Annotated in this window: 8 protein-coding genes; 6 read left to right on the forward strand and 2 right to left on the reverse strand. The window is 44.7% G+C overall.

The annotated features are described in order from the left end of the window. The first annotated feature begins 350 nt into the window (after positions 1 to 350). The 3 genes from ACNURT_RS23025 to ACNURT_RS23035 all read left to right on the forward strand — a co-directional run bounded on the left by ACNURT_RS23025 (position 351) and on the right by ACNURT_RS23035 (position 6104). A complete protein-coding gene (locus ACNURT_RS23025; protein WP_419699656.1) occupies positions 351 to 2525 on the forward strand; it encodes a DUF5916 domain-containing protein in 2175 nt (724 codons plus the stop codon). A gap of 81 nt (positions 2526 to 2606) precedes the next feature. Continuing rightward, complete coding sequence (locus ACNURT_RS23030; protein ID WP_419699657.1) at positions 2607 to 3782, forward strand: IS4 family transposase; 1176 nt, start codon at positions 2607 to 2609, stop codon at positions 3780 to 3782. A gap of 234 nt (positions 3783 to 4016) precedes the next feature. Beyond that, on the forward strand, positions 4017 to 6104 hold the full coding sequence (locus tag ACNURT_RS23035; RefSeq protein ID WP_419699658.1) for a TonB-dependent receptor: 2088 nt from the start codon (positions 4017 to 4019) through the stop codon (positions 6102 to 6104). A gap of 165 nt (positions 6105 to 6269) precedes the next feature. Here the strand turns inward: ACNURT_RS23035 and ACNURT_RS23040 are convergent, their stop codons facing one another. Together ACNURT_RS23040 and ACNURT_RS23045 are read right to left on the reverse strand one after the other, a co-directional pair. Beyond that, complete coding sequence (locus tag ACNURT_RS23040; RefSeq protein WP_419699659.1) at positions 6270 to 8825, reverse strand: family 20 glycosylhydrolase; 2556 nt, start codon at positions 8823 to 8825, stop codon at positions 6270 to 6272. Positions 8826 to 9232: 407 nt separating this feature from the next. Further along, positions 9233 to 10162, reverse strand: a complete 930-nt coding sequence (locus tag ACNURT_RS23045) for a cobalamin-binding protein (protein WP_419699660.1) — start codon at positions 10160 to 10162, stop codon at positions 9233 to 9235. Between the two features lie 246 nt (positions 10163 to 10408). Here ACNURT_RS23045 and ACNURT_RS23050 point away from each other — a divergent pair, with 246 nt between their 5' ends. The 3 genes from ACNURT_RS23050 to ACNURT_RS23060 all read left to right on the forward strand — a co-directional run bounded on the left by ACNURT_RS23050 (position 10409) and on the right by ACNURT_RS23060 (position 12438). Beyond that, a complete protein-coding gene (locus tag ACNURT_RS23050) occupies positions 10409 to 11032 on the forward strand; it encodes a LysE family transporter (protein WP_370999075.1) in 624 nt (207 codons plus the stop codon). Positions 11033 to 11102: 70 nt separating this feature from the next. After that, positions 11103 to 11663, forward strand: coding sequence for an NUDIX domain-containing protein (locus tag ACNURT_RS23055; RefSeq protein ID WP_419699661.1), 561 nt, complete (start codon positions 11103 to 11105; stop codon positions 11661 to 11663). Between the two features lie 40 nt (positions 11664 to 11703). Then, positions 11704 to 12438, forward strand: coding sequence for a lysophospholipid acyltransferase family protein (locus tag ACNURT_RS23060; protein ID WP_419699662.1), 735 nt, complete (start codon positions 11704 to 11706; stop codon positions 12436 to 12438). The last annotated feature ends 120 nt before the right edge of the window (positions 12439 to 12558 follow it).

The raw sequence follows: 12558 nt of genomic DNA on the forward strand, positions 1-12558 counted from the left end.
GGAAAGGGCTTCAAAATGCTTTTTTTAAAGTCTCCCCCTTTGAGGGAGATTTAGTGAGGCTTCTATTTTGTACCTCGCAATGACGTGTTTTATAGGATTTCCTCCCACCCTTTTTCCGCCGAAGGCGAAGAGAGGGTCAATGAGTGCCACGATGTTGGGGTGAGTCTTCGTCAACATGGCATATTCATCAGAAGGAAAGCATCCTAAATGCGTGGTAATATCCACCATGCCTGTGGGATCCCGAAATAAATTCGGGATGACCTGTTAATTAATTTCTTCAAAACACTGTAAATCGCTACCTTACCGCATCCAAGTAAATCGATTTAATAAAACCTAACAAAGCATTAATTTTGAATCTTATCTATCCCTTATTACCAGGAAAATTATTAATGCTGATGATATGCTGTCTGCTTGCTTTTACGGCATCGGCCCAAAAAAAGAATGCAGCTTATCAATATCACATCCGTAAGGCAACCGGGCCGATAGTTATTGACGGAATGATGGATGACGCCTGGTATAAAACCGACTCCACCAGCAGCTTCTTTATGGTGCTGCCGATGGATACCAGCAAAGCCAGCTTACAAACCCAGGTGCGGATGACCTATGACAATAACAATATTTACATTATTGCCACTTGTTATACCACTGGACCAGGGCAATACATGGTGGAATCAATGAAGCGGGATTTTGCATTTCAAAAAAACGACAATTTTATATTTTTCCTTGACCCTTTTGATGCCCGAACCGATGGCTTTAGTTTTGGCGCCAACGCCGCCGGGGGTCAGTGGGATGGCACCATGTACGAGGGCGGCAAGGTGGACCTGAGCTGGGATAACAAATGGGTATCGGTAGTAAAAAACTATCCCGACCGTTGGGTGTTTGAGGCGGCTATTCCGTTCAAAAGTATCCGGTACAAAAAAGGGGTAGATGTATGGGGAATCAATTTTAGTCGCAATGATCTTAAAACTACTGAAAAATCAAGCTGGGCGCCCGTACCCCGGCAATTCCCGACCGCTTCGCTGGCTTATACCGGGTCATTGGTTTGGGATGAGCCTCCACCCGAAGCCGGTACCAATATATCCCTGATCCCTTACGCGCTGGCAGGTGTATCCAAAGATTATCAGGCCAAAACGGGTACAGCCTGGAAAAAAGAGATCGGCGGCGATGCCAAGATCGGTCTTACCTCATCCCTTAACCTGGATTTGACCGTGAACCCCGATTTTTCGCAGGTGGATGTGGACCAGCAGGTAGTTAACCTGAACCGATATGAGTTATTCTTCCCAGAGAAACGCCAGTTTTTTTTAGAGAATGGCGACCTGTTCGCCAATTTCGGTTATTCAGATATCCGGCCATTTTTTTCGCGCCGCATCGGGCTCAACGCGCCTATCCGCTTTGGAACCCGACTCACAGGGAAAATTGATAAAGACTGGCGCGTAGGTCTCATGGACATACAAACCGGCGAAGCGGATGCCGCAGCCATGCCTGCTCAAAATTATGGCGTACTTACCCTGCAACGCCGTGTGTTTGCCCGCTCCAACATCGGCTTTATGTTTATCAATAAAGATGCTACAGGCACAGCAACACCGGGCACGCAGTATAACCGCAACGTGGGTATGGAGTTTAACCTGGCATCATCCAATAATTTACTCACGGGTAAACTACTGGGTATTAAATCATTTACGCCAGGATTAAAAGGACATGACTTAGTGGTTGCCGGTCACCTCCAATACCTTAGTAAATACTGGACAGCTTATCTGCAAGACGAGTTTGTAGGCAAAAACTACACCGCAGGTGTGGGTTACGTACCACGAACAGGCTATAATAAGATCAGTCCGCTGTTGCTGCGTAATTTCTTTCCTAAATCCGGCGGGATACTGAGTCATGGCGTACAACTGGTATCCAACTATTATTTCGACGAGCATTTTAAACGCACCGATAACGAAAGCACGCTCTCTTACCTCATTACCCTGCGCAACCGCAGCACCTTTACCTTATCGGCCATTAATGATTATATCAAACTACTGGTACCTTTTGATCCTACCAATACCGGCAAGCCGCTACTACCCATCGGCACAGAAAACCATTGGAACACCGTCGACGCACAGTTTGTGTCTAAGCCACAGGCGCTATTTACCTATCTGGCAGAAACCGCTTATGGCGGGTATTATCAAAACGGTCATAAAACTACCGTTACCATGCAGTTAGGCTATCGTTTTCAGCCTTATGTGAATATCGCGGTGAACAGCTCTTTTAACGACTTGCGGATGGCACTGCCCTATGGCAATACCAGTTTCTGGCTCATTGGCCCACGTACTGATATTACCGTAAGCAATAAGCTTTACTTTACCACTTACATACAATACAACGGGCAGATCCGCAATATCAATACCAATATCCGTATGCAATGGCGCTACAAACCAGCATCCGACTTTTTTATTGTTTACGGCGATAACAACACACCATCGCCCTTCATGGTCAAGAACCGGCAGTTGGTTGTGAAATGGACGTATTGGTGTAATTTGTAGGTAAGGTATTTCTCCGCTGTCGCTCGGCTGGAGCCCACAGGTGTTGGGAAGACGAATGGATAACCTTAACTTTAGGGGTATATGCGAGTACCCGACTTGTTGAAGTTGATTCCGGAGGAACGTCTTTCTTTTTTGGTTGACCATCATAAAACCGACCACAAAGTAAAGAAGCTGCCGGCTTCTTTACTTTTTAAATTATTGCTTTACAGTCAGTTCGAGGTAAAACAGAACAGTCTGAGAGTAATGGAGAATATTTTTAACTCTTATGCATTCAGTCATCTATCTGACAAACCGACAACGCAAAAGATACACTATAGTTCTATAAGTGAACGCCTAAGCCGCGCAGATGCGAGCTTTTTCGAAGCTTTATACACGGATTGTCTCGAACGTTTTTCAGCACAATTACCTCCAAAAGGTAATAAGCGACATCAATTATTGCGTTTTGATTCAACCCTGATATCGCTTTCTTCTAAGCTGATCAAGATCGGATTCCGTTCAGGAGGCAGTCAGGAACATGTAAAGCAGCTCAAATTCACCGTCGGTTTTTCAGAACTACCTGAATATGTGTCCTTTCATCACGAAGCTACGTTTAACAGCGAAAACGTGGCTTTGAAACCGGCTATTCTGAACTGTCCTATATCGGATAAATGTATTGTTGTTGTCGATGCCGGCTTACAGTCAAGGGATGCTTATGACCAGCTTTTCGACCAGGGTATCAGTTTCATTACCCGGGTCAATCCTAACCCGAGAAGTGTAGTTATCGAAGAAAACAGCTTACCCGAAGCCAATCCACAAGCCAACGGATTACAATTGATAGCAGACCGTAAGGTTTACTTATATAACAGGAACGGCAAAAAGACAAAGAATGCTTATCGCTATATCGAGGCGGTCAAACCTGATAATACAACCCTTGCTTTCCTGAGTAATATCTTTGATCTTCAAGCTCATGAGATTGCTGGACTGTATAAAAAACGGTGGGATATCGAAGTGTTTTTCAAGTTCATTAAACAGGAACTTAACTTTTCTCATTTACTATCCAGAAGTATCAATGGTATCAAGTCTGTATTATATGTCAGGATGATATTATCGCTGTTGATCATAACTTATCAAAAGTTAAATCAGATCAAAAGCAGCAAGTCTGCCAAACAACAGTTTGCCCTGGAAATGGAGGCCGAACTCATGAAGTTTATTGTAAGACTTTATGGTGGAGACCCTGACAAACCGCCTCCGAACGGCCATCATACCCCTTTCTGGTAACTCTTCCCAACACCTGTGGGCTCCAGCCGAGTGACGACTATTTGCAGGCCTCTGGCCTGCGATTCGAATATAACACCATTTTTCACATCGGCCGGAGGCCGGGTAATAATGGTCACTCGGCTGGAGCCGAGCGACTGCTTCATTGCACTGGGTTATCTATGATGTAATTTGTTACCTAAACTCACATGGTTTTACAGGTTAAAACACATATTTTTGGATTCTACCTATTGATCCATGTTAAAAACTTATACCACCTTACTTTTCATATTTATCATTGCGGCAAATACAGTTGCGCAGACCTCAAAAAACGCCTCAAAAAGGGACACTACCCATCTGCAAGCGGTTACTGTTAAAGGTTACCTGAGCGAGCAGCCGGTACTCAGCGTACCCGCTTCGGTAAGTGTGCTGGGAGCGGCACAGTTAAAGCTACAACCTGATAACTCCTTTGTGAGCGCGTTGAATACCGTGCCTGGGGTACGGGCCGAAGAACGTTCGCCGGGTAGTTACCGCTTGTCGATCAGGGGTAGTTTACTACGATCGCCTTTTGGGGTGAGAGACGTGAAAATTTATTTTGACGAAATCCCTTTGACCGATGCCGGCGGCAACACTTACTTAAATGCGTTGGATATTGCCAGCGTACCTAATATCGAAATATTAAAAGGCCCCGATGGCAGCTTATTCGGCGCCAACTCAGGTGGGGTAATGTTGCTGAGCCCGGTAAACCGCTATGCCGATACAAGCTATAGGTCCATCGGTATCAACACCGGCTCCTACGGACTTTTTCATGAAAAGGCCAGCATACAGCAACAGTTAGGTAAAAACCTGCTGAGCATTAACCAAAGCTACCAGGCTTACCAGGGCTACCGGCAAAACAGCAATATGAGCCGCAATTATATACAGGTGGCTGATAAATGGAACTATAGCGGTAAAAATGAGCTGCGTTTCCTTGGTCTGTATTCCGACCTGGCTTATGAAACACCCGGCGGATTAAATTTTGCCCAGTTCAATGCCGATCCAAGACTGGCCCGGCTACCAACACCAACCATTCCAGGAGCTATACAGCAACACATCGGTATCACTACCAAAATGTACCTGGGCGGGCTGGTAAATGAGTACCACTTCAACGATCGAATCCGTAACGTGTTATCAGTTTTTGGTAATCATGTTGATTTTGCCAACCCGTTTATCACCAATTACGAACAGCGCGGCGAAAACACTTTTGGCTTCCGCACCTATTTTGAGTTGGCTGGTTTACCACACGAAAACATCAACTGGAAAGTTAACCTGGGCATGGAGTGGCAGCAAACTAATTCTGTGATCAGCAATTACGGTAATAAGACAGGCGCGAAAGACACCACCCAAACCAGCGATTATATCCACACTAACCAGCATTTTATATTCGCCCGTTACTCGGCCGATATTTATAAACGCCTGCACTTGGAAGCAGCACTGAGCCTCAACTGGTATGGCTATGATTTTAAGAATATCTATCCACTGGAGCAAACCAATTTTACCAACCGCGGTTTTACACCCCAGCTGATGCCAAGACTGGCCTTAAGCTACCAGGTAACCAATAACTTTATCTGGCGCGCATCCGTAAGCCGTGGATACTCCACTCCCACCACTGCCGAAGTACGGCCAACCGACAATATTGTGAATACCTCGCTGCAAGCCCAAACCGGCTGGAACTATGAAACCGGTTTCCGCCTGCGTAACCAGGATGAGACCATGTTCCTGGATGTATCGGCGTTTTACTATCGCATCAGCAATGCCATTGTGCGCCGTGTAAATGCTAATGAAACGGAGCATTACATCAATGCCGGCGGCACCAATCAACCCGGAGTTGAACTGTCATTTACCGATTGGCTTATCCGGCCAAATAGTACCCATTTTATAAGAGGGTTGCAATTTAACGAATCATACACCTACAGCAAGTTTACTTTCAGAAATTATGCAGATGCGGTAACCAACGCCAGTTATTCGGGCAATAATCTTACTGGTGTACCGCGTAATGTTATTGTGAGCAGTTTGCAGTTAAGGGTACCGTATAACCTGTCGGTATTTGCTCAACATAATTACACCTCGAAAATCCCGCTGAATGATGGCAACACGGTTTATGCGGGGAGCTATAACCTGTTACAGGCCAAAGCGAGCTGGCAGCCTGCCATCGGCCACAAAACACACCTGGAAATTTATGCCGGTGCCGATAATATCCTGAACGAAAAATACAGCCTGGGTAACGACCTGAACGCCGTAGGCAACCGCTACTATAATGCATCACCCTTGCGGAATTATACGGTGGGCATGGGGGTGGTGTTTTAGCTGATAGTTCATGGCTGATAGTCAATAGACCACGGTTTTAAATTGGATCAAATGAAAAAAGACGCAAATATGCGTCTCTACAGTTACAAAAGGTAGAGACGCATATTTGCGTCTCCCACAATTTAAATTTCGTGTTCAGGCTAACCGGAAACTACCAACTGCCACCTACGGATTCAAACTATTGCTCCCGCCTTCGGCTACATTGCCACCCTGGCCCTTTACATCAAAGGCGCGGAACTTGATCACACCGCCATTGTAATTCACCGGACCGGTATATGGTTTGCTTTTATCATCCGGATCTTTGCCGTTAGTAGTATAGCGGATGGTTAAGCCCGGATAGTCAATATTGCTCAGGTATTTGCCATCTTGTAAACTAATGCCGGGTTTTGGAATCCGGTAGTTATAACCACCTTCGTAATAACTCAAACGTGGCAATTCACGTTTACCCAAAACATTCAAAAAGCCCGACCATGCCGTTTCGTATTCCTGTTTAGCTTTCATGGGGTCGGCTTCGGTGGCCCATTGCGGATCAGGCGCCCAGGCACGCTCGGCTAATGCCAGTAAACGCGGGAATATCATATAGTCCATACGTTCGGTACTCTTCACAGTTTCGGCCCAAAGCGCGCCTTGTAAGCCTACGATGTTGCCTTTGCCATAATCGGTAAGACGTTGTTTGCCTATAAATAAGGACCGGTTAATGGGATTGCCATTTTTATCTACATCCGCATTTTTGAAATAATCAAAGGGGATAAACGAGTAAAATTTATCGATGCCCAAAAACGCGCCCCAATAATAACCCGGCTCATCAAATGATTTGTAACTGGCCATGTCGAAATACAAATTGGTAACACAGGTAAGCACCACTTTGTAGCCAGCATTGGCTAAGCGGTAAGCCAGGTCTTCTTGTCCATCACCCAATACGTTGTTCCATACATCGGCTTGCAGGTGTTCTTTGGTAAAATCGGGATTGGGCACATAAGCCGGACGACCATCTAACGTGGTTTTACGCAACGCCATTTCTTCCCAGCCAGAAAGCAACAGGCCTTTGGCTTTTAATATATCATTTACACGACCATAAAAATAGTACCACAGATCGTTGGTGCTTTGTATCTCGGGGTGACTGGCCTTTAGCGCCAGATAAGCCGGCGATTTTTCCCATACATGTGCGGGCACCTCATCACCACCAAAATGGATAGTTTGCAATGGTGCACCGGCTTCTTTGTAAAGGGCGGCAACATCGCTCACTACGGTTTCTACAAAGTTATAAGTTGATGGCAGCGATACATCGATCACATTATCGTTCCAGTACTGCACGGAGCGATACTCCGATTTATCATTCAGATCTCGCAGAAGGTATTTTTCGGCATCAGCTTTTTTACCTTCGGCCATCAGGCGATCATACCGGGCATCCATCGCTTTGATAGGCGCGCGGGCATGGCCTGGTGTTTCAATTTCGGGGATCACCGCAATGTGGCGATCAGTAGCGTATCTTAATATCTCGATATAATCGGCACGACTGTAAAACCCGGTACCCACCGTATTATTCACATCCGGACCAGAGCCATGTGAGGCGGGTAAAAAATGCTTGCTATCCAGTGTATGCCCACGTTTAGCCCCTACCGAAGTTAACTCCGGCAGCGATGTCAGTTCCAAGCGCCAGCCTTCATCATCGGTTAAATGGAGGTGCAGGGCGTTCAGCTTATACAGGCTCATGGCTTCCAATAGTTTCAGCACCTGCTTTTTAGGCTGAAAATTACGGGCCACATCCAGCATCACGGCACGATAACCAAAACGGGGTTGATCTTTCACATCAACCGCGGGTATCTGTACCGATTTTCCTTTTTTGGCAAATGCAGTAGCAGGTATCAGTGATTTTAAAGACTGAACACCATAAAAAGCGCCGGTACTGGTTGAAGCATTAATGGTGACGCCTTGAGGTGTTACTTTCAATTCATAAGCCTCCGGAGCAAGACTATTTACTTTGGTTAAACTGATAACCGAGGTTTTGGATGTACCGGTGATCGGGCTGATCAGCAATTGATTTAAACCTGATTTTAGTTGCCCGACCTCTTTTGTAAACTCTTTATCGGCGTCAATACGTATTTGATCATCCAGTGTAAATACGCCGCCGGTTTCCTGGTAACTTGCAGGTGTAGGGAACACTTTCGGTAACTGATCGGCCGGAATATCGGCAACATTTTTATTCCGGTCGAAAACAATTTCTGGAGTGATCAAACCCTGGTAAGTGGGCTTATAGGGCTCCACAGTAAATGAGGTGATGGAATATCCTTTTTCGGGTTGTGCGTCCCAAACCAGGTAAATACCTTCGGGCGCATCCGTGGCATTCACTACCGGATCGTCATTAATATATTCTATGCGGATTGATGCACCAGGTTTCAGTTCCTTAAAACCTTCTGTTGGGGTGATGCTGTACAGGTCGCCGTTCACCTGGTTTATTTTGGCGTTATTGCTTACCGTATGTTCTACAAAACCACGGCCTGAATTAAAATAGAACTTCCATCCGCCGGCAGGCAATATCTCGTGCCCGCTGTTGGTGATAATCAAAGCGGTAAGGGCCTGGTTTTTATTCTGGTAATTGTTATCAACCACCTGCCAGGTAATGTGCAGATCGGCTATATTGAACTTGATATCTTGATGAAGGGTAAAGGCCGTGCTCATGAAAAGTGCTACGACCAGCATCGTTGTGAAGATTTTGCGCATAGTATAACCGTGATTGATAATAGATTGAATGGTAAATATAATTTAACATTTCAATTTTAGCTATACTTTTTAAAAAAATTTAAGAAGATATTTCAGGGAGTAAGGATAAGGGGAGCAAAGAGCAAGGACAAAGGGAGAAAAGATGAGTGGAATAAGGAACAAGGACAGAAAAAGGAAGATAAAATAAATCGACGAAGAAAAAACCCCTCATCCTTACTCCCCTCGTCCTTGCTCTAAAAATCCTTGCTCTTTGCTCTCCTCATCCTTACTCCAAAAAAGTAGAATAAGGAACAAGGACAGAAAAAGGAAGATAAAATAATCGACGAAGAAAAAAACCCTCATCCTTACTCCCCTCGTCCTTGCTCTAAAATCCTTGTTCTTTGCTCTCCTCATCCTTACTCCAAAAATCATACTCCAAACCTGATCCAGCCTTCGCCTTCATAGCCAAAGGCAAACTGTTTGGGGCGGAGTATCTCGGCCAGTATTTCGATAGAATCAACTATCTGAGGGCCTGGGCGATTGAAGTATTGGTTACCATCAACTATAAAAAGCTGGTTATTTTTGATTGCCTTAAGTTCTGTAAAGCCGGGCAGGCTCATTAAAATATCGATCTCTTTAAGGGTTCTTTCGATGGAAAAACCGCAGGGCATCACTACTAAAAATTCGGGATCCTGCAGCCGGATATCATCCCATTGTACATAAGGCGAATGTTTGCCATCCTCTCCTACCAATATGGGGGTTCCTCCTGCAATTTTTACCAGGCCGGGTACCCAGTTACCGGATACCATCATGGGGTCGAGCCACTCGATACAAGCTACCGTCGGCCTACTTTCGCTGAATTTCAATTTATGCTTGATGATATCGATGCGTTCCACCAGGTTCTCTACCAGATCGGCACCCGCCTCCGGAACATTCAATGCTTTAGCTATCGTAATAATATCACTCAGGATATTATCCAGGCTGTTGGGTTGAAGCGAAATTATTCGAGCCTTTTTCTCCAGATAATCATCCAATGCCAGCTCTACATCGGCCAGGGAAACTGCACAAACCTCGCATTGATCCTGCGTGATCACCACATCGGGTGCCAGTTCTTTGATCTGTTCGCGTTTTACCGTGTATACTGATAGTGCATTGGCCAGAATCTCCTTTACCTTGATATCAATCTCATTGCTGCTTAAATTATCCGGGAAATTAGCTTCGGTACAAACCGGCAATTGTTTTACGGATGCAGGATAATCGCACTCATGCGAGCGGCCTACCAGGTTATTTTCTAGTCCCAGGGCACAGATGATTTCGGTAGCAGACGGTAGTAAAGAAACTATTTTATCAGTTGACATGGTGTAAATGTGCGGGTATGCAGATGTGCAAATGATAAATCAAATGTGCAGATATGCAGATGTGCAAATGTGCAGATGATTTATTAGATGTGCAAGTGATAGATTAAATGTGCTTATCGAAGTTCAGGCAAAATCCGCACATCTAAAATCTGCACATCTGTAATCTGCACATCTGTAATCTATCATCTGCACATTTGCACATCTATCGTTTGCACATCTGCACATTTAGAACTTATCTTTGCATTAATGATATTCCTAACCTTTTTTATTGGGGTTATTGCCAATTTTATTGGTTATATCCCTCCCGGAAATATAAACCTTACGCTCATACAGATCACCATTAACCGGGGGATGAAAGAGGCCGTGCGTTTTATTACCGCTTTTTCCTGTGTTGAGTTTTTCTTCACCTATTTTATTATGCATGCAGCCCGCTGGTTATCAGGTGAGTTAAGGTTGGCTGTCATTATCGACTGGGTCATGGTGATCTTATTTGGCGTTTTGGGGACTATTACCTGGATAAACCGCAATAAACCACCCGAAACCAATTACTCCGAACATGCCAGTATCAAATATGGTATATTGCTTGGATTTTTAAACCCCATGCAGGTGCCTTTCTGGATGGTGACCGGCACCTATCTTATTACTCACGAGTGGATATTGGATGGCCGCGTGGCACTCATTATTTTCAGCATCGGCTCTGCCGCCGGAGCATTTCTTTGCCTTTTCCTGTATGCCCGATTCGCCAAATTCATGCAGCAAAAATTTGCACTAAGCACGCGTTTTATCAATACAGGTATTGCCATTTTGTTTTTCGCTTTCGCGGGGTACCATATTGTGAAACAGATCTATCTGTCGTTTTTTAAACACTGATACGTTTGCTGTAGACTGACATGGCCAATTAGCGCTTTGCTTTCTTAGTTCTTATTACTACTTTAACGCTATGTACCATCCCGAAGAAAATCCCTGGAAAATAACATCATCCAAAAACATTTATGATAACCCCTGGATAAACGTTACCGAACACCAGGTCATCAACCCTTCGGGCAATCCGGGTATATATGGCCAGGTACATTTTAAAAACACAGCTATTGGTATAATACCACTTGATGATGAGCTAAACACCTACCTTGTAGGACAATTCCGCTTTCCCTTGAATCAATACAGCTGGGAAATACCCGAAGGTGGTGGCCCGGAGGGTACAGATCCGCTTGAGTCGGCTAAGCGTGAACTATTGGAAGAAACAGGTTTGAAAGCCAGCCAGTGGACCGAAATTCAGCGTATGCACCTGAGCAATTCCGTAGGCGATGAACTGAGTATTATTTACCTGGCCCGGGGTCTTAGCCAGTTTGATGCCGAGCCCGAGGATACCGAACAGTTGATCGTCCATAAAGTTCCCTTTGCCGATGTATACCAGATGGTATGCGATGGCCAAATCACCGATTCTGTAACCGTAGCCGCGGTGCTAAAAGTGCAGTTACTTTTGTTAGAAAATCGCTTATAAAACGGCTCATTTACACAAAAAGAATTAAATTTGCTGGTCGATGAAAAAGTTTTTAGGCTATATTTTGTCTCCCTTTGCTATTGCAGCATTTTTTTTGGCACTCCTTATCTTTCATCCCATACAGTGGGTGAGCTTCCGTCTGTTTGGATACGCGGCACACAAACGGTCGGTCGACGCTTTAAACCTATGCTTGCTAAGTACAGCCTATTTACTGGGCAACACGGTTACTTTTATCAATAAACAAAACCTGCCAGCTGGCCGTCCTATTATATTTTTGGCCAATCATCAAAGCTTGTTTGACATACCACCATTGATATGGTATCTGCGTAAATATCATGCAAAATTTATTTCGAAAATTGAATTAACCAAGGGTATTCCTTCCATTTCCTACAACCTGAAACATGGAGGCGGCGCCAATATAGATCGTAAAGACTCCCGTCAATCCATTGCCGAAATTGTAAAGCTGGCCCTGCGTATGAAAGAGAATAAATGGTCGGCAGTGATATTTCCCGAAGGCACACGCTCTAAAGATGGCGAAGTAAAAAGCTTTCAGGTGGGTGGTATAGCAACTATATTAAAAAAATGTCCCGAGGCGCTGCTGGTACCCATCGCTATCAAAGACTCCTGGAAAATGATCCGTTATGGTTATTATCCGCTTAATACTTTTACACCCATGACCTGGGAAGTGCTTGCCCCTATTGAACCAGGTAATGCCCCTATGGAAGACCTGGTACTGGAAGCCGAAAACCGCATTAAAGAAGCGTTAGGCAATTAATTATTGAATTACTGATTTAGTGAATTAGTGATTTTTTGACGGATATTGTCTGAACCACGGTTAACCGGATTAAAGGATTCTCAGGGTTTTAGAAAAATTCAATAAATCAGTAATTCAATA

This window comes from Mucilaginibacter sp. NFX135 (assembly GCF_048565145.1).
Lineage (GTDB): Bacteria > Bacteroidota > Bacteroidia > Sphingobacteriales > Sphingobacteriaceae > Mucilaginibacter.

What these genes read in the sequence shown, in the direction of transcription:
- ACNURT_RS23030 (WP_419699657.1), top strand. Translation starts at nt 2,607, where the DNA reads ATGCGAGTACCCGACTTGTTGAAGTTGATTCCGGAGGAACGTCTTTCT.
- ACNURT_RS23040 (WP_419699659.1), bottom strand. Translation starts at nt 8,825, where the DNA reads ATGCGCAAAATCTTCACAACGATGCTGGTCGTAGCACTTTTCATGAGC.
- ACNURT_RS23045 (WP_419699660.1), bottom strand. Translation starts at nt 10,162, where the DNA reads ATGTCAACTGATAAAATAGTTTCTTTACTACCGTCTGCTACCGAAATC.
- ACNURT_RS23035 (WP_419699658.1), top strand. Translation starts at nt 4,017, where the DNA reads ATGTTAAAAACTTATACCACCTTACTTTTCATATTTATCATTGCGGCA.
- ACNURT_RS23055 (WP_419699661.1), top strand. Translation starts at nt 11,103, where the DNA reads ATGTACCATCCCGAAGAAAATCCCTGGAAAATAACATCATCCAAAAAC.
- ACNURT_RS23050 (WP_370999075.1), top strand. Translation starts at nt 10,409, where the DNA reads ATGATATTCCTAACCTTTTTTATTGGGGTTATTGCCAATTTTATTGGT.
- ACNURT_RS23060 (WP_419699662.1), top strand. Translation starts at nt 11,704, where the DNA reads ATGAAAAAGTTTTTAGGCTATATTTTGTCTCCCTTTGCTATTGCAGCA.